This window comes from Aestuariibius sp. HNIBRBA575 (assembly GCF_040932005.1).
Classification (GTDB): domain Bacteria; phylum Pseudomonadota; class Alphaproteobacteria; order Rhodobacterales; family Rhodobacteraceae; genus CANLNM01.
The window spans coordinates 1,989,893-2,009,497 of sequence record NZ_CP162414.1 but is presented as its reverse complement, the minus strand read 5'-3'; the positions used below and the strand labels follow the sequence as shown (position 1 = coordinate 2,009,497).

Genomic DNA, 19,605 nt, shown 5'->3' with positions numbered 1-19,605 from the left:
GTGTGGATGTGCGTTTTTTATCCAATTGGATTATTCAGCCGCACGGGACCAATCTTTGATGTTCCACATTTCACTGTCCCAGTCGGTGATCAACACGCCTTCTAGGGAATTGGCATGCGCGGATACACCACCACGGTGCACCAGCGGCACCATGGAACCGGACTGAACCAACAGGTCATTCAGGCTCTTGGCCAACTCAGCGCGATCTTCGATCGATGCTGTGCCTGCCATTTCGGTGACCAATGCGTCATATTCTTCGGAACAGAACCGCTGAATGTTCGCACCTTGCCACTGGCTTTCTGGGGAAGGGATGTCGCTGCAGCGCCAGTTGGCCATGTACGCCTCTGGGTCAACACCGGCAAAGTTGTTGGTGTACATTTCGATATCTGCATAGAACTTCTGGTATGTGTCCGGGCTTGCTGGATCACCCCCAAAGAACACAGATGCATCAATATTGCGCAGCTCGGTTTCAACGCCGATTTCGCTCCACCACTGTTTGATCAGGGCTTGGGTATCCTGACGCACAGCATTTGTGGATGTCTGGTACAGAACCCGCAATGGCACGCCGTCTTTTTCACGGATACCGTCGCCATCTGTATCAACAACACCGAGGCTGTCGAGCAGGGCATTCGCTCCGGCAATGTCCTGACCTAGGCAGGCATCATTGGCGGTCGAGGCATAGATCGCAGGGGCAGGCAGCACGTTACAGGTGGCCTGACCACCGGACCCATAGCCCACTTCGACCAGCAATTCGCGGTCAATCGCCATGGACAATGCACGCACAACTTCGCTGTCGGACAGGAACGGATGCGCGCCGCCTTCTACGGTGGAACGGGCATCGCCAAGGGCGCTGTCAGGGTTGGTTTGGTTGATCATCAGACGTTCAACCGAGGACCCAAATGCCGTCACAACAGTGCCGTTACCGGCGGATTCCATGTCAGACAGAACGGTTGGATCAATCTGCAGGTTCCACGCATAGTCAAATTCAGCGGTTTCCAGCACCGACCGGGCCGCCGCAGCCGCGTCACCGCCGCCTTTGAACACCACGTTCGCAAAGGCAGGTTTACCCTCTTCGCGGAAGTTTTCATTGGCCGACAGGGTGATCACGTCATTGGCGCGGAATTCGTCAACCACAAACGGGCCTGTGCCAATGGGGCTAAAGTTCGCATCCGTACATTCCGGCGCAGACGCCCCCAGACAATCGGCAAATTGCGCGGCTTGGATCAGCGGGCTCTCAGAGCCAACAAAAGCAGTGTAGGGGAATGGTTTTGGCTGATCAAAGGTCACTTTGATCGTGCGGTCATCAATCGCTTCTACGTTGGTCACGCCATCATAGTAGGATGCCTGCGCACAGCCACCTTCGGGGTGGGTACAATATTGCCAAGTGAAAATCGCATCCGCAGCGGTCAGGGCTGTGCCGTCAGACCAGGTCACGCCTTCGGAGATTTTCCATGTGATCGAGGTCAGGTCTTCGGCCACGCCGCCATTTTCGATCGTTGGGATTTCGTCGACCAACCATGGAACCAGTTCACCTGTATTGGCAAAACGGGCCAGCGGTTCGATAACCAGCGACGCCGCTTCGGTTTCTTTTGTGCCGCCCGACAGATACGGGTTCATCGTGGATGGCGCTTGCCAATAGATGATCCGCAATTCGCCGTCACGTCCGCGTTCACCGCCATGGCCATCCGCAAAGGCCATCGGGGCAAGTGCGAAACTGGCCGCAGCTCCCATCAGAATTGTCTTAAGTTTCATTGTTTTCTCCATGTTGAGCGCTCTTGTTCGCCTCGTGCCGCAGGTTAGCCCGCGGTCTGATTATAGTGGTGACAGGCCACAAAACGGCCGGGCAGCACCTCTTTGTATTCAGGGTCTTTTTCGTGACAAATCTCCATCACGGCCGGGCAACGGGTGCAGAAATTGCACCCCAGCGGCGGGTTGGATGGGGATGGGACATCGCCGGTCAGGATCTGGCGTTCGGCGCTGTCATGCAGCACAGGGTCGGGTTCGGGAACCGCCGACAGCAACGCCTTTGTGTAGGGGTGCAATGGGTCGGCATATAGCGCCTCGCGTTCGGCCAATTCGACGATTTTACCCAGATACATGACCGCCACGCGGGTTGCGATATGGCGCACCATCGACAGATCGTGGGAAATAAACAGGAATGTCAGGCCAAATTGTTTTTGCAAATCTTCAAGCAAATTCACGACCTGCGCCTGAATGGACACGTCCAACGCCGCAATCGGTTCGTCACAGACAATGAATTTCGGGTTCAAGGCCAAAGCCCGCGCAATGCCGATCCGTTGACGTTGCCCCCCGGAAAACGCATGTGGATACCGCGCGGCAAACCGACGGTTCAACCCCACCGCATCCATCAATTCATAGACTTTTTCGGCCTTTTCTTTCTTGGATAGCTTGGTGTGTTCATCCAGCGGTTCCTGAATAATCGCCTGAACGGTCATACGTGGGTTCAGCGATGCCTGCGGGTCCTGAAACACCATCTGCATAGTCGGACGTTTGCTGCGTAAACTGGCCTGAGGCACATCGCCGATTTCGTCGCCATCCACCGTGATCGTGCCGCCGGTGATGTCATATAACCGCAGCACAGCCCGCCCGCAGGTGGATTTGCCACAGCCAGATTCCCCCACCAATCCAAGGGTTTCGCCCGGATAGATGTCAAAACTGACCCCATCCACCGCCTTTACCGCGCCGGTTTGACGGCGCAACAATCCCGATTGAATAGGAAAATGCATTTTCAGGTCATTGACTTGCACCAAAGGCGTCTCTGTGCGTGTTGCATCTTTTGGTAGATCAAACATTTTCAATCCCCTTTGACTGGGTCGGATCCACATGGAAACAAGCGGCATCATGACCCGGCCCGGTGGCATAGCGCACAGGGTTTTCAATCGCACAACGATCAAAGGCCACGTCGCACCGATCCCGGAATGCGCAGGATTTGGGCGCGGTATGCATCATGGGGGGCTGACCTTCGATCACGGTTAGACGGTCCTCGCGTTCACCGCGCACCGAGGGCACGGTTTTTAACAAGGCACGTGTGTAGGGATGCTGAGGATTGGCAAACAATTCCCGCACCGGCGCCTGTTCCACAACTTGGCCGCCATACATCACCATCACCCGATCCGCGATCCCGGCAATGACGCCCAGATCATGGGTGATCCAAATGACGCCCATGCCCAGCTTGGTCTGCAATTCCTTCATCAGTTCAAGGATTTGCGCCTGAATGGTCACATCGAGCGCGGTGGTGGGTTCATCGGCGATCAACACTTGGGGATCACAGGCCAAGGCGATGGCAATCATCACCCGCTGCCGCATGCCACCGGAAAACTGATGCGGATAATCCTTTAGCCGTTGATCCGCGTCCGGAATGCCCACCAGTTCCAGCAATTCTTTGGACCGGGCGCGGGCCTCTTTTTTGGACAGGCCCATATGGGTCATCAAAGGTTCGCGCAATTGATAGCCAACCGTAAACACCGGGTTGAGCGACGTCATCGGATCCTGAAACACAAATCCGATTTTGCCACCGCGCACCCCGCGCATATCCTTGGCACCGATTTGCAGCAGGTCCTGGCCGTCAAACATCACCGTACCAGCACGGACATCCGCGGGTGGGGTCGGCAGCAATCCAATCAGCGACATCATCGTCACCGATTTTCCAGATCCGCTCTCACCGACAACGCCCAGCAGTTCGCCGGGTTTGAGGTCAAAGCTCACATCATTGACCGCGTGCACCTCGCCGGCCCGCGTTTTGAATACAGTCTTTAGGCCCTGCACATGCAGAACGGACTGGCCCCCATCGGGCATACAGAACCTCCCTGATTTGGTTCCTATGTGTCGTCTTTTTTTGGCGTGGCGATTATGTTACCGCCATCATATCGCCAGACGTTAGCACGGATTTTTCCCCCCGCAAGCCCCCAGTTTAGGTCATTCGATCTGCATTCCGCTGCGTAACGGGCCACTTGACCTTCTTGCGTTGACGTTCAACGTTAGGGCGAAAATTCAGGGTAGGGATGAAATGGGCCAAAAACAAAGCGCACAAGAGATACTGGAACATCTGGTTGGGTTTGCGACCGTAAGTGAGGACAGTAATCTGAAATTGGTCGATTTTGTGGAACAATATTTGTCGTCTTGGGGTGTGAATTCTGTTCGTGTGCCCAACGAAGACGGGATCAAAGCCGCGCTTTATGCCCATATCGGACCGGATATTCCCGGCGGGGTTGTGCTGTCGGGGCACACGGATGTGGTGCCTGTGGCGGGGCAGGATTGGGACAGCGATCCATTTGTTTTGACACAGAAAAATAATCGTCTCTATGGGCGGGGATCGTGTGATATGAAGGGGTTTGTGGCGCTTGCTCTGGCGGCGGTTCCGCTGGCCGTCGCGCAGCACAAGGCGCAGAATTTAACCCGCCCCCTGCAAATTGCCCTATCCTATGACGAAGAGGTCGGCTGTACCGGGGCGCCGGTGATGATCGACCATATGCTGGCCAATGGCATGCCGCAGGCCAGCACCGTCATTGTGGGGGAACCGACCAACATGCAGGTGGTCACCGGTCACAAAGCGGGCATCGGGTTTCAGGTCCATGTGCAAGGATTTGAGGTGCATTCGTCTCTATTGCCCGAAGGGGTCAGCGCCATTCTGGAAGGCGCCCGTTTGATCAACTGGGCCAATGCGCAAAACGAACGGCTACAGGCCACGCCGCCGACGCCATTGGCCGCGGCGTTTTACCCACCCTTTACAACCCTGCATGTGGGTAAAATTCAAGGCGGAACAGCCCATAATATCACGGCCAAGGATTGTTATTTCGATCTGTCTTTCCGTGTCGTCCCCGATGAAACCCCCGCAGAATGGGAGGCAAAATTGCGGGCCGAAGTCAAAACGCTTAAGGCGAAAATGAAAGCCATCCACCCGGATGCGGCCATCACCCTGACCCAAGGGTTTGGCGTGCCCGGCTTGCGCCCTGAGGAAAATGGATTGGCCGAACAATTGGCGCGGCAATTGACCGGTGACAATGCCAGCCATGTGGTCAGTTACGCAACCGAAGCCGGGCAATTCCAAGAGCGGGGATATTCCGTGGTTGTCTGTGGTCCCGGTGACATCGCGCAAGCACACCAGCCCAACGAATTTTTAGAGATTTCACAACTCAGAGCCGGTGAGACCTTTATGGAAAATCTGATCAAAAACCTGAGCGTTTGATCAAAACCTTATGTGCGGGACTTGTGAACCGGGCCATTTCTAGGCACGGTTCGCGCAATCCGCCCTTTAATTTGGTGTCTGTTATGGCGCCGTAATCTCACTTCGATTCGACTGAGACCAGTTTGAAATCAGGGTGTTTGACCCAACAGGAGCCGTAAATGCCTATCAAGAATCGTTTCGCTGAAATGTTGCCAGAGGTCACCGAATGGCGTCGGGATCTGCATGAAAACCCCGAAATTCTGTTTGATACAATCCGTACCTCTGCCGCCGTAAAGGCCAAATTAACCGAATTTGGTGTGGATGACATCGTCACCGGATTGGGGCGCACAGGCGTTGTTGGGGTGATCAAAGGAAAGACCAATAAATCGGGCAAAGTCATTGGGTTACGCGCCGATATGGACGCATTGCCGATCCACGAAGCCACTGGTCTGGACTATGCCTCTAAAACGGACGGGGCCATGCATGCCTGTGGGCATGACGGACATACGGCGATGTTGCTGGGCGCGGCGAAATACCTGTCGGAAACCCGCAATTTTGACGGCACGGTTGTGGTGATTTTCCAACCCGCCGAAGAAGGCGGCGGTGGTGGCAAAGAAATGTGCGACGACGGTTTGATGGACAAATTCGGCATCCAAGAAGTGTACGGCATGCACAATTGGCCCGGCCGCCCGGTTGGCAGTTTCGCAATCCGTCCGGGGTCCTTTTTTGCGGCTGCGGATCAGTTTCACATCGAAATCGAAGGCAAAGGAGGCCATGCCGCCAAGCCGCAAGAAACGATTGATACCACCGTCATGGCCAGCCATGTGGTTCTGGCTTTGCAAACCATCGTCAGCCGCAACGTGGATCCGGTGAAACAGGCGGTTGTTTCGGTCACGTCATTTGAAACCGACACCAAGGCCCATAATGTGATCCCCCAGCGGGTCACGTTGCGCGGAACTGTGCGAACGATGGATCAAGATGTGCAGGATCTATGCGAAAAACGGCTAAGCGAAGTTGTTCAGGGCACGGTTGCCGTGTTCGGTGGCGTGGCTAAAATTAACTATGAACGCGGGTATCCGGTTATGGTCAATTCCGAGGAACAGACCGAATTTGCAGCCCAGGTTGCGGCGTCTGTGTCGGGCACCTGCGAAGAGGCGCCCTTGGTGATGGGGGGCGAAGATTTCGCCTATATGCTGAATGAACGGCCGGGGGCCTATATTCTGGTTGGAAATGGGGAAACGGCCCCGGTTCATCACCCGGAATACAATTTCAACGACGAAGCGATCCCCGCCGGATGTTCGTGGTGGGCCGGCATTGTCGAACAGCGAATGCCCGTCGAATAGGGGGCTGGGGCCGGCTCAGGCTTGCGATCAGGATGACAAAAGGGTACGCGCAGCACATGACACAGAACACCACCTATGCCCCGTCTTCGCCTGATATGCCGGTCACAAATGTGGCCTGTATCAAATGGGGCACCTTGTTTGGTCCTGAATATGTGAACCGTCTGTATTCAGGTGTGCGTCGACATATTCGCGGGCCAGTGCGGTTTATCTGCATGACCGAACATGCACAGGGGATCCATCCTGACGTGGAAATTCTGCCCTTGCCGGTCGAACCGTTTCACGATGCGATGAACGCGGCTTTGGCAGTGGCGAACCGGCAGGGCGCCATGCGCAAAGTGTCCCTGTTTCGCCCCGGTCTGATTGCAGACTTAGAGGGGCCGGTGCTTGGCTTTGATCTGGATGTGGTGATTACCGGCGATCTGACTCCAATTCTGGAACTGGAACCGGGCAAAGTCGCCATGCGCGCTGATTGGGTCGAAGCGCGCCGTGGGCGCAAAACAGGGCATGGATCGGTGTTTCGATTTGATCCCGTGGCGCATCCCTATCTTTATCACGATCTGGCAGCAAAACCGACCCAAGAGGTTGAAATCGCGCGCGGATCTGAGCAACGCTATACATCGACCAAGGCGCAGGAACGTGGGGATTATGTCTATATTCCGGGTGATCTGGTGGTGTCATTTAAACATGATTGTTTGGATTTGCCGCCGATGAACTACCTGCGTGCCGCCCGGATGCCGGAAAATGCGCGGGTTGTGTGTTTTCATGGCCGCCCCAAAATGCCCGAAGCGGTTGAAGGCTATTCCGGATCGTGGCTTCGTTATGCGAAACCCTGTGATTGGTTGCAGGATCATTGGATTGATCGCGCAACCGCTGATTTGGGCGCTGAATGGGCCTAAATCAGGTCCAATATCCGATCAACAATTTGCCCACGCAAGGCCCGCCCGGCCTGTGTCACTTGGTCTAGTTTCTGCGTCGATTTTCGCGCCATTAAGGCAAGGGATGCGATGTCATCAGCGGTTTGCACCATTTGGGCCATCCCGATTTTTCTTAGCTTTTCATAGGCTTCTGTGGCGTTTTTAACATCAGGACCATAGAGGGTATAGCTGCCCAAAACAGCCGGTTCCCATGGGTTATGACCACCGCGTTGGCCAAATGATCCCCCCAGCAAAGTGACGGCGGATTGCGCGAAAAACAGACCCGTTTCCCCCATCGTATCCGCCAACAATATTTGATCCGACTCAGCCAAACCCTGACCGCTTGATCTGCGCATATGTTTCAGGCTTAAAACGTCGATCATCGTTGCCAATTGCGCGGCACGATCGGGATGTCTGGGCACCAGAATCAACAATGTATCAGGTTGTTTTTGTAATACCTTTTCATGGGCTTGCAGGACGATTTCGTCGTCCTCTGGATGCACCGAACAGGCCAGCCAGCAGGGGCGGTTGCCAATTTGTCGTGCCAAATCCGCCGCCATGACGGGGTCAATCGGCAAAGGATCCGCCGATGATTTTAGATCCGCACCCCCGAGGTATTTGGATTTTGACAGCCCCATTTGGGGCGCTTCGTCGATCAAAGATGCCGAATTGGCCGTGATAAATTCCGATCTGTTCAGCACTTCTCCAGCCAGAGTCGGCAATTTTTGGCGTGTGCGGGATGGGCGCAGGTTCAGCGTGACTTGTGGAATGTTTTTTGCGCTCAGATGCCGGGTGAGGCGCGGCAGTAATTCATTTTCCACGATCACCGCCATATTGGGACGCCAATGGGCCACAAACCGGGCCGCAATGCCGGGCAGGTCCAATGGGCCAAATTGGTGGGTAACGCGGTCCCCCAGTTTTTCGGCCATTTCTGCCCCGGTTTGGGTGGTGGTGGAGATCAGAAAATGGACGTCGCTGCGGCGTGACATCAGGTCTTGGATCACCGGTAGAACCGCGCGCAATTCACCCATGCTCGCGGCATGGCACCAGATCAGCGTGCCATCCGGGCGGGGCAGGGTGGCATGCCCAAACCGTTCGCGCAAACGCGATGCAGGGGCCGACATTTTTTGATGTTTGCGCCGCATGGCATAGCGCAAAATGGGCGCGGCGAGGAACGTCGCCCCGGAATAGAGACCTGACTGAACCGACAAAACTAACCGCCTGTATGGCTCATGTGACGTGAAACGCGCCCGTCAACCGATTGACGGGAATAGTCAAAATCATGCCCTTTGGGTTTTAGCGAAATGGCCGCACGGATCGCGTCGGCCAATGCATCGGGATCGTCACTGGCGCGCAGCGGGGCGCGCAGGTCCGAATTTCCTTCTTGGCCAAGGCAGGTATAGATCGACCCGGTGCAGGTGATCCGCACCCGATTGCAGCTTTCGCAGAAATTATGTGACAGCGGCGTGATAAAGCCGATTTTCTGACCGGTTTCTTCCAAACGCACATATCGGGCCGGGCCACCGCTGCGTTCGCTCAGGTCGGTTAGGGTGTATTTTTCCGCCAATGTAGCGCGCAAATCTTTGAGCGACCAATATTGCCCAATGCGGGTTTCGTTGCCAATATCGCCCATGGGCATGACTTCGATCCACGTCATGTCCATGTCGCGTTTGGCGCAGAATTCGGCCATGGTGAACAGTTCGTCTTCGTTGAAGTTTTTCAGCGCAACCGCGTTCAGTTTCACCCGCAAACCTGCATCCTGCGCGGCATCAAGCCCCCGCAAAACCTGTGACAACCGACCCCAGCGGGTCACTTCGGTAAATTTGGCATCCTCCAACGTATCAATCGACACATTGATCCGGCGCACCCCGGCGGCAAACAGATCCTTGGCGTATTTTTCCAGCTGCGACCCATTGGTGGTCAGGGTCAGTTCCTTTAATGCGCCGGTGTCCAAATGCCGCGACATCGCATTGAAAAAGCTCATGATATTGCGCCGCACCAAAGGTTCGCCCCCCGTGATCCGCAGCTTTTCAACCCCGAGATTGATAAACGACGTGCAAAGCCGATCCAGTTCTTCGAGGGTCAGCAGGTCCTTTTTGGGCAGAAATGTCATCTGTTCGGACATGCAATACACACACCGAAAATCGCAGCGGTCAGTGACCGACAGGCGCAGATATGAAATGGGGCGTTGAAACGGGTCTATCAGGGGTGCTGTCATGGATCAAAGGTAGGGATGCGCGGGCCGACGTGCAAGGTTGAAAACACGCTTGTTTTGTTTCGTGGGTCTGCGTAATTTGCACGTATGAAACGTATTGCTCTTAGCCTGTCTGGCCTGTTCCTTATGTCTTGTACGTCTCCTTCGTTACAGGGCTTGTTTGAAACCCCAACTGCACCTGACACCGCTGTGGTTGCCGCCGCGCAACCCGCGCCAGAAGTGGCCGAAGTGCCGGTTGAGACACTGGATCCAACACCCCCACCTCCGCCGCCGACCTCTGCCACAACAGTTGAGCAATTCGACACCACAACCGCTGAGGACCGCGCCGAGGCACAAGCCGCGCCAGAACCGGCGGGAGAGCAAGCGTTGGGGGTGACTTTGGCCACATTGGGATCGCCAACAGATCCCGGTATCTGGGTGAAAACGCCGTTGGTGGATGCATTGACCCAAGGGCGCGTCGAATACCAAGGCGAAAGCATCAATGTTGAACTGCGCCCCAGCGGTGGCGATGCCGGGTCGGGCAGTCAAATCAGCCTGCCTGCCATGCGATTGCTAAATGCCCCGCTGACAGGTGTGATCGAGCTGAGCGTTTTCAAAAGTTAAGGAAGTTTGCGCGCGGCGTCTTTGCGGGCAAATGGCTTCATCTGATCGCCATATTGCGCCAAAAAGGCACGGGTGCGGTCGGGGTCATGTTTGGACAAATCCCGCAGCCACCACGATACGGATTTCTGAATAAACCAATCTGGGTCGGTCACATAGCCAGCTGCCCAGCCCAAAACCCGGTCGCGTATTTCCAATTCGGCCGGTTTCGGAAAATTCTGTTTGGTCCATGGCAACATGATCACCAACGCAGCACGGCGCGTCCACATGTGATCTGATTTGGTCCATGTTTCGACCTGATCAACACGGGTTGGATCGGCGATCAGGCGTTTTGATCCCGCGCTGCAAACATGATCCGCTATGGCCCATGAATCAAAGTCCGGCACCCAGGATTGAATGAGCGTCCAGGCCTCTTCATCCGGGCGCAGCCGTGCTTGGGTCAGCAATTTAGCCGCCGCGATGCGCGCCTCAAAGATATCCGTATCCCACAGGTCCCTAGCCAGCGAAACACGCGCCGGAACATCCAGTGTCTGACGCCAGTTTTGCGCAATTTGGTTGATGTCGGGGTTGGATATCCCCAACACGTCTCGGGTTTGTTTGTGATAGGCCGCCATTTGCGCGGCACGGCCCGGTTCAATGGCGCTGCGCAAAGTTTCAAGCGCCTGTTCCAGCATCATTCGACCGTCACCGATTTTGCCAGATTGCGGGGTTGATCCACATCCGTGCCTTTGGCCATGGCCGTGTGATAGGCCAGCAATTGCGCCGGCACAGCATAGAGGATCGGAGCAAGAAACGGGTCGATTTCAGGCATGATGATATGGTCCCACACACCATCTCCGGCTTCTTCGAACCCTTTGGCGTCGGTGATCAACAAGACCTTGCCAGACCGCGCCATGACCTCTTGCATGTTGCTGACGGTTTTGTCGAACAACGCATCCCGCGGCGCCATCACGATGACCGGCACCGATTGATCCACCAGCGCGATGGGGCCGTGTTTCAACTCTCCAGACGCATAAGCTTCGGCGTGTATGTAGCTGATTTCTTTCAGTTTTAATGCGCCTTCATGGGCGAGGGGATACATCGCTCCGCGTCCCAGAAACAGAATGTCGCGGGCTTCGGCCAGTTTGGCAGACACATCAATACATGCATGATCAATGCCCAAGGCATGGTTCATCAATCCCGGCAAACCACGCAGATCAGCGACATGTTTGGCCAGTTGGGCATCGTTGATTTCACCGCGATCTTTGGCGGCCTTTAGCGCAAGAATTGCCAAAACGGTCAGCTGACAGGTGAACGCTTTGGTTGAGGCAACACCGATTTCAGTGCCCGCCAGAATTGGCAATGGCAGGTCGCTTTCGCGGGCAATCGACGACGTTTCTACATTGATGACAGACACAATCTTGTCGGCTTTTCCGGTGCAAAACCGCAAGGCGGCCAATGTGTCAGCCGTTTCCCCGGACTGCGACACAAACAAAGCAGCGGTACGTGCCGGAATGGGGGGTTCGCGATACCGAAATTCGCTGGCCACATCCACATCTACCGGGATGCGCGCGACCTGTTCGAACCAATATTTCGCAACCAGACAGGCGTAATAGGCCGTCCCACAGGCAACGAGGCTGAGCCGGTCGATCTGAGTGAAATCCAGCCCCGGATCCGGCAGGGTGATCTGGCCATCGCGCCCGATATAATGGGTCAGCGCCCCATTTAGAACGGTGGGCTGTTCGGCGATTTCCTTGGCCATAAAGTGTTTGTAGCCGCTTTTGTCGACGCGGGCGGCATCCACCCGGATGGTCGAAATTTCGCGATGGATTTGTTGCCCGTTCACGTCGCGGATTTCGACAGAGTTTCGGGTGATGATCGCGCTATCGCCTTCTTCCAGATAGGTGATCCGGTTGGTCATGGGCGCCAATGCAATCGCGTCTGATCCAACAAAGTTTTCGCCATCCCCGTGCCCAATGGCCAATGGGGACCCTTTGCGCGCCGCGATCAGCAGATCTTCTTCGCCTTCAAACAAGAAACACAACGCATATGCGCCGGTTAATCGCGCAATGGTTTCATGGGCCGCATCGCGCGGCGACAGACCGCGGTTTAACCCGTCCTCAACCAGATGAGCGATGGTTTCCGTGTCTGTGTCGGTGGTATGTGCGATACCTTTTTCGGCCAGTTCCGCCCGCAATTCGCGGTAGTTTTCGATGATCCCATTATGCACCACAGCGACGCGGCCGGACCGGTGTGGGTGGGCGTTGTCGATGGTGGGGGCGCCATGGGTTGCCCAGCGGGTATGTCCGATGCCGGCTTTGCCCGATAGCGGTTCATGCACCAATAAATCTGACAGGTTCGCCAGCTTGCCCACAGCCCGGCGGCGGCGCAATGCGCCGTCCTGGATCGTCGCGATACCTGCGCTGTCATAGCCGCGATATTCCAGCCGTTTCAGCGCTTCTACCAATTGGGGTGCAACCTCGTGACTGCCGAGGACTCCTACAATTCCACACATTTTACGCCCCTTTTTCGGCTTTTGCCTTTAGATTCTTTAACTTTTCGAACATTCGTCTGGCCAGACCCGGTTTATTGGCCTGACGCGCTCGGGCCACGGCCAATGCTTCTGCTGGCACGTCAGATGTAATGACGGACCCGCTGGCCGTCATCGATCCGTCCCCCAATGTAACCGGTGCAACCAACATCGTGTTCGAGCCAACAAATACGTTTTCACCAATGGTGGTGCGGTGCTTAAAGACGCCGTCATAATTGCAGGTGATCACGCCAGCCCCGACATTTGTCGCTTTGCCAATAGACGCGTCGCCCACATAAGACAGGTGATTAACCTTGGCGCCATCCGCGATCTGCGCGTTTTTGACTTCGACAAAGTTGCCGATTTTGACATGTTCGGCCAATTCCGCGCCCGGGCGCAGGCGGGCATAAGGCCCGACAACCGATCCGCGCGAGACATGACAGCCCTCTAAATGGGAAAAAGCGCGAATTTCAACGCCTGATTCAACGGTCACATCAGGGCCAAACACCACGTTGGGCTCAATGATGCTGTCGCGCCCTAAATAGGTGTCAAACCCGAAAAACACGGTTTCTGGCGCGGTCATGTTCACGCCATTTTCCAATGCTTCGGCGCGGGCACGCGATTGAAAGGCCGCTTCGGCCTGAGCCAGTTGAGCACGGGTGTTCACCCCCAGTGTTTCGGCCTCATCGCAGCGTACCACACTGGCAGATAGCCCGCGTGAACGGGCAATTTCAACGATGTCGGTCAGGTAATATTCACCCGCCGCATTGTCATTGCCAACCGCGTCAATCAGGTCAAAGAGCACCTTTGCATCTGCAGATATAACGCCAGAATTACAAAGCGTTATGGCGCGTTCTGTTTCTGTGGCGTCTTTGAATTCAACAATCTTTGTCAGGGTTTGACCGTCGGTGATCAGCCGCCCATAGCGCCCGGGATCAGCGGCGTCAAAGCCCAAGACAACCACATCGGAATACATCCGGGCTGCGGCCATTGCGGTCAGGGTTTCGGGCTGAATAAACGGCGTGTCCCCATAAAGAACAATCGCGTCGCCCGTTACATCCGCCAAGGCCTCGCGCGCCTGTGCCACGGCATGGCCTGTGCCCAATTGTTCATCCTGCAACACAACTTGGGCATCTGGATCAAAATCCATCGCGGCTTTGGCAACGGCATCTGCACCATGGCCGGTAACAATCACGGTCCGTTCCGGTTCAAGTGCCGCGCCCGCGCGCATGGCATGCACCAATAACGGGGCGCCCGCCACTTTGTGCAAGACCTTGGGCAGGTCAGAATTCATACGTGTGCCTTGGCCAGCGGCCAGGATTATCAAACTCGTGCTCATGCGTTTGCCTCGTTATGTGTTGCCTCCTTCTAGCGTGTGCAGGGATTGTCGCAAGGGTGGGGGGTTCACATGACATGTCTTTTCGTTACAGAAGACACTAAATGCGGTGTGGAACGGAGAAATCTCATGCGATCAGTGGTGTTTGACCTAGATGGAACATTGGCGGATACCAGCGGCGATTTGATCGAGGCGGCCAATGTCTGCTTTCGCGGGCTGGGTTTGGGGGATTTGTTGGATCCCGTGGCCGACGCGGTGACGGCGTTTCACGGCGGCCGGGCGATGCTGACGCTTGGGTTTTCGCGTGTCGACGGGTTTGGTGATGCAGCGATTGAGGCGCAATATCCCGTTTTATTGCAGGCCTATGGGGATGCGATTGATGTGCATACCACGCTCTATCCCGGGGCGATGCAGGCCGTCGCGGATTTGAAATCTGCGGGGTATCCCGTTGGTATCTGCACCAACAAACCAGAAGCGTTGGCACAGACATTGTTGACGCGCATGGGCATTCGCGATGCGTTTGACGCCTTGGTTGGCGCGGATACTTTGTCGGTTCGCAAACCCAATCCAGCGCCGTTGATCGAAACGGTGACCCGGCTGGGCTGTGATCCAAAACGCACATGCCTGATTGGGGATACGATCACCGATCGCGACACGGCCCGCGCCGCAGGGGTGCCAAGTGTGTTGGTGACCTTTGGCCCCGCCGGAATGGATGTCGCGGCGCTAAATCCGGACGCTTTGATCGGGCATTTTGATGAATTGCCCGACATAGTGACCCAACTGGACCTATGAATTGGGATTGACGCAACCCAGCTGGGCTGCTTTTTCATGGCTATGACTGAAAAATTTACCGGTAGTTTCACCCAGCAAGAGCCCATTCCAGAAGATGGAATTAACGCCGCCTTAGATGTGCTGCGTCACGGGCGTTTGCATCGTTATAACAATGCCGCAGGCGAATATGGCGAAGCGGCCCTGTTGGAACAGGAATTTGCCGCCCAAGTGGGGGCCAAATATTGTCTGGCCGTCGCATCTGGTGGCTATGCGATGTGTACCGCGATGCGCGCCGTTGGGGTGAAACATGGCGACCAGGTGTTGACCAATGCCTTTACGCTGGCCCCTGTGCCCGGTGCCATTGCGGCGGTGGGTGCGGAACCGATCTATGTCGAAGTGACCGAAGATCTGGTCATTGATCTGGACGATCTGGCCGACAAGGCGGCGATGGCGGATGTGCTGCTGCTGAGCCATATGCGCGGCCATATCTGTGATATGGACCGGCTGATGCAGATCGCGCAGGATCACAACCTGACCGTCATCGAAGATTGCGCCCACACAATGGGGGCATCCTGGAACGGCGTGCCGTCGGGGCGGTTTGGGACATTTGCCTGCTATTCGACGCAGACCTACAAACATGTCAATTCGGGCGAAGGCGGATTGCTGATCTCGGATGATCCCGATGCGATGGCGCGGGCGATCATTCTGTCGGGGTCTTATATGTTGTACGAACGGCATCTGGCGGCGCCACCGGCCGAGGCGTTTGACCAAATCCGCTATGAAACGCCGAATATTTCGGGACGGATGGACAATCTGCGTGCAGCGATTCTACGACCGCAATTACGCGATCTTTCGGTTCAGGCGGCCCGCTGGAACGCGCTTTATCATGCGGTTGAGGATGGATTGCGGGATGTGCCGGGTCTGACATTGCTGCATCGCCCGGACAAAGAAGCGTTTGTGGCGTCATCATTTCAATTCCTGCTGGTGGATTGGACGCCTGATGCGGTGCAGGATGTTGTGGCACGCTGTCTGGCCCGCGGGGTTGAGTTGAAATGGTTCGGCGGCGCAGAACCCACTGCATTTACAAGCCGTTACGATTCATGGCGTTACGCGCCTGTCCCTAAATTGCCGCGCACAGATCGGGTGTTGCAGGGGATTTTGGACATGCGTTTACCCCTGACATTTTCAACGGATGATTGCGCCCTGATCGCGCGGATCATTCGCTCCGAAGTCAGCGCCGTTTATCAATCTCAGACCTGATTTTCGCTGGTTCCTTGCGACGTTTGCACCTGTCTTTGGGGGATGAACGTGGGAATTTTGCGAATTATGATTGACGGATCGCGTTTTGTCGGCTTAGAAATGAACGAGCGTTCAATAAAGCTGCAAGGGAGGCCGCGATGTTCACGCATTCGATGAACTTTGATTTGGGAGAAGAGGTTAACGCGCTGCGCGACATGGTGCATCGTTGGGCTCAGGACCGGATCAAACCCATTGCAGCTAAAACCGACGCCGATAATGCCTTTCCCAATGAATTGTGGAAAGAAATGGGTGAATTGGGCCTGTTGGGGGTCACCACGCCTGAGGAATTCGGCGGGGCGGGCATGTCTTATCTGGCGCATGTGATCATCGTCGAAGAGATGGCCCGCGCAAGCGCCAGTATCAGCCTGTCATATGGTGCGCATTCCAACCTATGCGTGAACCAGATCAAGCTGAACGGCAGCCAAGAGCAGAAAGAAAAATACCTGCCGCGTCTGATTTCGGGCGACCATGTCGGCGCGTTGGCCATGTCCGAAGTTGGGGCTGGGTCTGATGTGGTTTCCATGAGCTTGCGCGCGGAAAAACGCAACGATCATTACCGCCTGAACGGCAACAAATACTGGATCACCAACGGCCCTGATGCGGATACTTTGGTGGTTTATGCCAAAACAGACCCGGATGCGGGCGCCAAAGGTATGACCGCTTTTATCATTGAAAAAGAAATGGTTGGCTTTAGCACGTCGCCGCATTTCGACAAAATGGGCATGCGCGGATCAAACACAGCCGAACTGATTTTCGAAGATGTCGAAGTGCCGTTTGAAAACGTGCTGGGCGAAGAAGGCAAAGGCGTGCGCGTTCTGATGTCCGGTCTGGATTACGAACGTGTGGTGCTGTCGGGCATTGGCACCGGCATCATGGCCGCCTGTCTGGACGAAGTGATGCCCTATTTGGCCGAACGCAAACAATTTGGCCAACCGATTGGCAATTTCCAGCTGATGCAGGGCAAAATCGCTGACATGTACACGGCGATGAATTCCGCACGCGCCTATGTCTACGAAGTGGCGCGCGCCTGTGATCGCGGTCAAGTGACCCGTCAGGACGCGGCGGCATGTGTGCTTTATGCGTCTGAACAGGCCATGGTGCAGGCCCACCAAGCGGTTCAGGCCATGGGTGGGGCAGGGTTCATGAACGACAGCGTGGTGTCGCGCCTGTTCCGGGACGCCAAACTGATGGAAATCGGCGCAGGCACATCCGAAATCCGCCGCATGCTGATCGGCCGCGAATTGATGGGCGCGATGTAATGCGCAATTGGGGGGGCGTCATTGGGATCGCGATCTCTGTATTGGGGGGCAGCGCAGTCGTGGCGCAGACCAATTCGGATATTGATCGTTTGATGCCATATATGACCGCCTTGCCTGACTGTGTTGATGGGGCGTCCGACTTGGCTGCTGCCAAAGAATGCGTCGGATTATTTGCCAGCGCTTGCATGGAAACAGAAGAGGGCGGTTGGTCGAATTATGGCATGACATTCTGCACTTTGGCCGAAAATCAGGCTTGGGATGAACTGTTGAACCGGGACTACCAAACGGCCATGTCCACCGCACGCGTGTTGGACGCAGAAGAAGCTGAAACCTTTCCTGAATATGCCAATCGTGCGGATTCTTTGCGTGATGCGCAGCGGGCTTGGATCGTGTTTCGGGATGCGGAATGCGGTTTGGCCTATGCAGAATGGGGCGCCGGATCGATGCGCAGTTTGGCCCATGCCGGATGCCAATTGGATATGACCGCAACACGAACGCTAAAGCTGCATTTTATGTGGCAAGAGATGTGACACCCAAGCGGGTGCAAGAGGGATAGACGAAGATGGCAGTTTTGAAGTCCAAAGCGATTGTTGATCCTGAGACCAAGGCCAAAAACCGGGCCGGTCATGGGGCAGAACGTGCGCGTGTCGCAGAGGCGGCGCAGGCGGCCGAGCTGGGCGGGGGCGAACGGTCCCGCGCGCGCCATGTCAGCCGGGGTAAAATGCTGCCACGTGAACGGGTTGCCAATCTGTTGGACCCCGGATCACCCTTCCTAGAGGTCGGGGCCACGGCCGCCCATAACATGTATGATGGTGCAGCGCCCTGTGCCGGTGTGATCGCCGGGGTTGGCCGCATCCACGGCATCGAATGTATGGTGATCTGCAATGACGCCACCGTCAAAGGCGGCACCTATTATCCGTTGACCGTGAAAAAACACCTGCGCGCACAGGAAATTGCCGAAGAATGCCATCTGCCGGTGATTTCATTGGTGGATTCCGGCGGCGCAAACCTGCCCAATCAGGACGAAGTGTTTCCGGATCGCGACCATTTTGGCCGGATTTTTTATAACCAAGCCCGCATGTCCGCCAAAGGTATCCCGCAAATCGCAGCTGTGATGGGATCATGCACCGCTGGGGGCGCTTATGTGCCAGCCATGGCGGATGTGTCGATCATTGTGCGCGAACAGGGGACGATTTTTCTGGCCGGACCGCCTTTGGTCAAAGCGGCGACCGGCGAAGTGGTCACATCAGAGGATCTGGGCGGCGGTGACGTGCATACACGTCTGTCTGGCGTTGCTGATTATCTGGCCGAAGATGATACACATGCGCTGGCGCTGGTGCGTCAGGCGGTTGCGTCCCTGAACCGCGAAAAACCAATGGTGGTCAAACGCGAAACGCCCGAATTGCCCGCGCTTGATCCCGAAGAATTGCTAGACATCGTTCCCGCAGATCTGCGCACGCCCTATGACATCCGCGAAGTGATCATGCGGATTGTGGACGGGTCCCGGTTTGATGAATTTAAGGCGCGATTTGGCGAAACGCTGGTCTGTGGGTTCGCCCATATTGACGGCTGGCCTGTTGGGATCGTGGCCAATAATGGCGTGCTGTTTTCCGAAGCGGCCCAAAAGGGCGCGCATTTTGTGGAATTGTGCAGCCAACGCAAAATCCCGCTGGTTTTCCTGCAAAATATCACCGGCTTTATGGTTGGGCGCAAATACGAAAACGAAGGCATTGCCAGGCATGGGGCCAAAATGGTGACCGCTGTGGCCACCACTAATGTGCCCAAAATCACCATGTTGGTGGGCGGGTCGTTTGGCGCGGGCAATTATGGCATGTCGGGACGCGCCTATAGCCCTCGGTTTATGTGGTCCTGGCCCACATCGCGCACGGCTGTGATGGGCGGCGAACAGGCGGCTGGCGTTTTGGCCACCGTGAAACGGGACGCGATTGAACGTGCTGGCGGGGACTGGTCGGCTGAAGAAGAGGCGGCCTTTAAACAACCCACCATCGACATGTTCGAAGAGCAAAGCCATCCATTATATGCATCGGCCCGGTTGTGGGATGACGGCATTGTTGACCCACGCAAAAGCCGGGACGTGTTGGCGCTGAGCCTATCAGCAAGCCTATGTGCCCCAATCGAAGACACGAAATTCGGCGTGTTTAGAATGTAATTTC

Annotated in this window: 17 protein-coding genes; 9 read left to right on the top strand and 8 right to left on the bottom strand. The window is 55.9% G+C overall.

The window, feature by feature from the left end; translation table 11 throughout:
- Positions 1–30: 30 nt before the first annotated feature.
- From AB1F12_RS10140 to AB1F12_RS10130, 3 genes are read right to left on the bottom strand one after another with little or no spacing between them, the layout of a single operon-like run.
- The gene (locus AB1F12_RS10140; protein WP_368184003.1) at positions 31–1,752 is read right to left on the bottom strand and encodes a peptide ABC transporter substrate-binding protein; all 1,722 of its coding nucleotides are present in this window, start codon (positions 1,750–1,752) and stop codon (positions 31–33) included.
- Positions 1,753–1,796: 44 nt separating this feature from the next.
- Entirely contained in the window at positions 1,797–2,813 is a 1,017-nt protein-coding gene (locus tag AB1F12_RS10135) for an ABC transporter ATP-binding protein (RefSeq protein WP_368184002.1), read from the bottom strand.
- Positions 2,806–3,816, bottom strand: coding sequence for an ABC transporter ATP-binding protein (locus AB1F12_RS10130; RefSeq protein ID WP_368184000.1), 1,011 nt, complete (start codon positions 3,814–3,816; stop codon positions 2,806–2,808). The genes AB1F12_RS10135 and AB1F12_RS10130 overlap by 8 nt, the downstream gene beginning before the upstream one ends.
- Positions 3,817–4,027: 211 nt before the next feature.
- Here AB1F12_RS10130 and argE point away from each other — a divergent pair, with 211 nt between their 5' ends.
- The 3 genes from argE (at position 4,028) to AB1F12_RS10115 (ending at position 7,424) form a co-directional block, all read left to right on the top strand.
- Positions 4,028–5,206, top strand: a complete 1,179-nt coding sequence (gene argE / locus AB1F12_RS10125; RefSeq protein ID WP_368183998.1) for an acetylornithine deacetylase — start codon at positions 4,028–4,030, stop codon at positions 5,204–5,206.
- A gap of 158 nt (positions 5,207–5,364) precedes the next feature.
- The gene (locus tag AB1F12_RS10120) at positions 5,365–6,528 is read left to right on the top strand and encodes a M20 aminoacylase family protein (RefSeq protein WP_368183996.1); all 1,164 of its coding nucleotides are present in this window, start codon (positions 5,365–5,367) and stop codon (positions 6,526–6,528) included.
- Between the two features lie 56 nt (positions 6,529–6,584).
- The gene (locus tag AB1F12_RS10115) at positions 6,585–7,424 is read left to right on the top strand and encodes a glycosyl transferase (protein ID WP_368183994.1); all 840 of its coding nucleotides are present in this window, start codon (positions 6,585–6,587) and stop codon (positions 7,422–7,424) included.
- On the opposite strand, the gene AB1F12_RS10110 is transcribed toward AB1F12_RS10115, so the two are convergent.
- Together AB1F12_RS10110 and moaA are read right to left on the bottom strand one after the other, a co-directional pair.
- The gene (locus AB1F12_RS10110) at positions 7,421–8,653 is read right to left on the bottom strand and encodes a 3-deoxy-D-manno-octulosonic acid transferase (protein ID WP_368183992.1); all 1,233 of its coding nucleotides are present in this window, start codon (positions 8,651–8,653) and stop codon (positions 7,421–7,423) included. The two genes, AB1F12_RS10115 and AB1F12_RS10110, sit on opposite strands and share 4 nt — an antisense overlap.
- A 2-nt stretch (positions 8,654–8,655) precedes the next feature.
- A complete protein-coding gene (gene moaA, locus AB1F12_RS10105; RefSeq protein WP_368183991.1) occupies positions 8,656–9,660 on the bottom strand; it encodes a GTP 3',8-cyclase MoaA in 1,005 nt (334 codons plus the stop codon).
- 84 nt (positions 9,661–9,744) lie between these two features.
- Here moaA and AB1F12_RS10100 point away from each other — a divergent pair, with 84 nt between their 5' ends.
- A complete protein-coding gene (locus AB1F12_RS10100; RefSeq protein WP_368183989.1) occupies positions 9,745–10,260 on the top strand; it encodes a D-galactarate dehydratase in 516 nt (171 codons plus the stop codon).
- On the opposite strand, the gene AB1F12_RS10095 is transcribed toward AB1F12_RS10100, so the two are convergent.
- From AB1F12_RS10095 to glmU, 3 genes are read right to left on the bottom strand one after another with little or no spacing between them, the layout of a single operon-like run.
- Positions 10,257–10,934 (bottom strand): DNA alkylation repair protein, encoded by a 678-nt coding sequence (locus AB1F12_RS10095; protein WP_368183987.1) that lies wholly within the window; start codon positions 10,932–10,934, stop codon positions 10,257–10,259. The two genes, AB1F12_RS10100 and AB1F12_RS10095, sit on opposite strands and share 4 nt — an antisense overlap.
- Positions 10,931–12,751: a glutamine--fructose-6-phosphate transaminase (isomerizing) gene (glmS, locus tag AB1F12_RS10090; protein WP_368183985.1), complete on the bottom strand. Its 1,821-nt coding sequence runs from the start codon at positions 12,749–12,751 to the stop codon at positions 10,931–10,933. Before glmS ends, AB1F12_RS10095 begins: the two co-directional genes overlap by 4 nt.
- A gap of 1 nt (position 12,752) precedes the next feature.
- Positions 12,753–14,105 carry a bifunctional UDP-N-acetylglucosamine diphosphorylase/glucosamine-1-phosphate N-acetyltransferase GlmU gene (glmU, locus tag AB1F12_RS10085; protein WP_368183984.1) on the bottom strand — a complete coding sequence of 451 codons (1,353 nt, stop codon included), beginning with the start codon at positions 14,103–14,105 and terminating at the stop codon, positions 12,753–12,755.
- A gap of 126 nt (positions 14,106–14,231) precedes the next feature.
- Between glmU and AB1F12_RS10080 the strand changes: the two genes are divergently transcribed.
- From AB1F12_RS10080 to AB1F12_RS10060, 5 genes are all read left to right on the top strand, one after another.
- Complete coding sequence (locus AB1F12_RS10080) at positions 14,232–14,894, top strand: HAD-IA family hydrolase (protein ID WP_368183982.1); 663 nt, start codon at positions 14,232–14,234, stop codon at positions 14,892–14,894.
- Positions 14,895–14,936: 42 nt separating this feature from the next.
- Positions 14,937–16,133, top strand: a complete 1,197-nt coding sequence (locus AB1F12_RS10075) for a DegT/DnrJ/EryC1/StrS family aminotransferase (RefSeq protein WP_368188345.1) — start codon at positions 14,937–14,939, stop codon at positions 16,131–16,133.
- A gap of 137 nt (positions 16,134–16,270) precedes the next feature.
- A complete protein-coding gene (locus AB1F12_RS10070; protein WP_368183980.1) occupies positions 16,271–17,431 on the top strand; it encodes an isovaleryl-CoA dehydrogenase in 1,161 nt (386 codons plus the stop codon).
- Entirely contained in the window at positions 17,431–17,961 is a 531-nt protein-coding gene (locus tag AB1F12_RS10065; RefSeq protein WP_368183978.1) for a lysozyme inhibitor LprI family protein, read from the top strand. The genes AB1F12_RS10070 and AB1F12_RS10065 overlap by 1 nt, the downstream gene beginning before the upstream one ends.
- Before the next feature lie 32 nt (positions 17,962–17,993).
- Positions 17,994–19,601 (top strand): carboxyl transferase domain-containing protein, encoded by a 1,608-nt coding sequence (locus tag AB1F12_RS10060; RefSeq protein WP_368183976.1) that lies wholly within the window; start codon positions 17,994–17,996, stop codon positions 19,599–19,601.
- Positions 19,602–19,605: the final 4 nt, after the last annotated feature.

Coding starts and splice junctions, on each gene's coding strand:
- AB1F12_RS10140 (WP_368184003.1), bottom strand. CDS start 1,752: ATGAAACTTAAGACAATTCTGATGGGAGCTGCGGCCAGTTTCGCACTT.
- AB1F12_RS10135 (WP_368184002.1), bottom strand. CDS start 2,813: ATGTTTGATCTACCAAAAGATGCAACACGCACAGAGACGCCTTTGGTG.
- AB1F12_RS10130 (WP_368184000.1), bottom strand. CDS start 3,816: ATGCCCGATGGGGGCCAGTCCGTTCTGCATGTGCAGGGCCTAAAGACT.
- argE (WP_368183998.1), top strand. CDS start 4,028: ATGGGCCAAAAACAAAGCGCACAAGAGATACTGGAACATCTGGTTGGG.
- AB1F12_RS10120 (WP_368183996.1), top strand. CDS start 5,365: ATGCCTATCAAGAATCGTTTCGCTGAAATGTTGCCAGAGGTCACCGAA.
- AB1F12_RS10115 (WP_368183994.1), top strand. CDS start 6,585: ATGACACAGAACACCACCTATGCCCCGTCTTCGCCTGATATGCCGGTC.
- moaA (WP_368183991.1), bottom strand. CDS start 9,660: ATGACAGCACCCCTGATAGACCCGTTTCAACGCCCCATTTCATATCTG.
- AB1F12_RS10100 (WP_368183989.1), top strand. CDS start 9,745: ATGAAACGTATTGCTCTTAGCCTGTCTGGCCTGTTCCTTATGTCTTGT.
- AB1F12_RS10095 (WP_368183987.1), bottom strand. CDS start 10,934: ATGATGCTGGAACAGGCGCTTGAAACTTTGCGCAGCGCCATTGAACCG.
- glmS (WP_368183985.1), bottom strand. CDS start 12,751: ATGTGTGGAATTGTAGGAGTCCTCGGCAGTCACGAGGTTGCACCCCAA.
- glmU (WP_368183984.1), bottom strand. CDS start 14,105: ATGAGCACGAGTTTGATAATCCTGGCCGCTGGCCAAGGCACACGTATG.
- AB1F12_RS10080 (WP_368183982.1), top strand. CDS start 14,232: ATGCGATCAGTGGTGTTTGACCTAGATGGAACATTGGCGGATACCAGC.
- AB1F12_RS10075 (WP_368188345.1), top strand. CDS start 14,937: ATGACTGAAAAATTTACCGGTAGTTTCACCCAGCAAGAGCCCATTCCA.
- AB1F12_RS10070 (WP_368183980.1), top strand. CDS start 16,271: ATGTTCACGCATTCGATGAACTTTGATTTGGGAGAAGAGGTTAACGCG.
- AB1F12_RS10065 (WP_368183978.1), top strand. CDS start 17,431: ATGCGCAATTGGGGGGGCGTCATTGGGATCGCGATCTCTGTATTGGGG.
- AB1F12_RS10060 (WP_368183976.1), top strand. CDS start 17,994: ATGGCAGTTTTGAAGTCCAAAGCGATTGTTGATCCTGAGACCAAGGCC.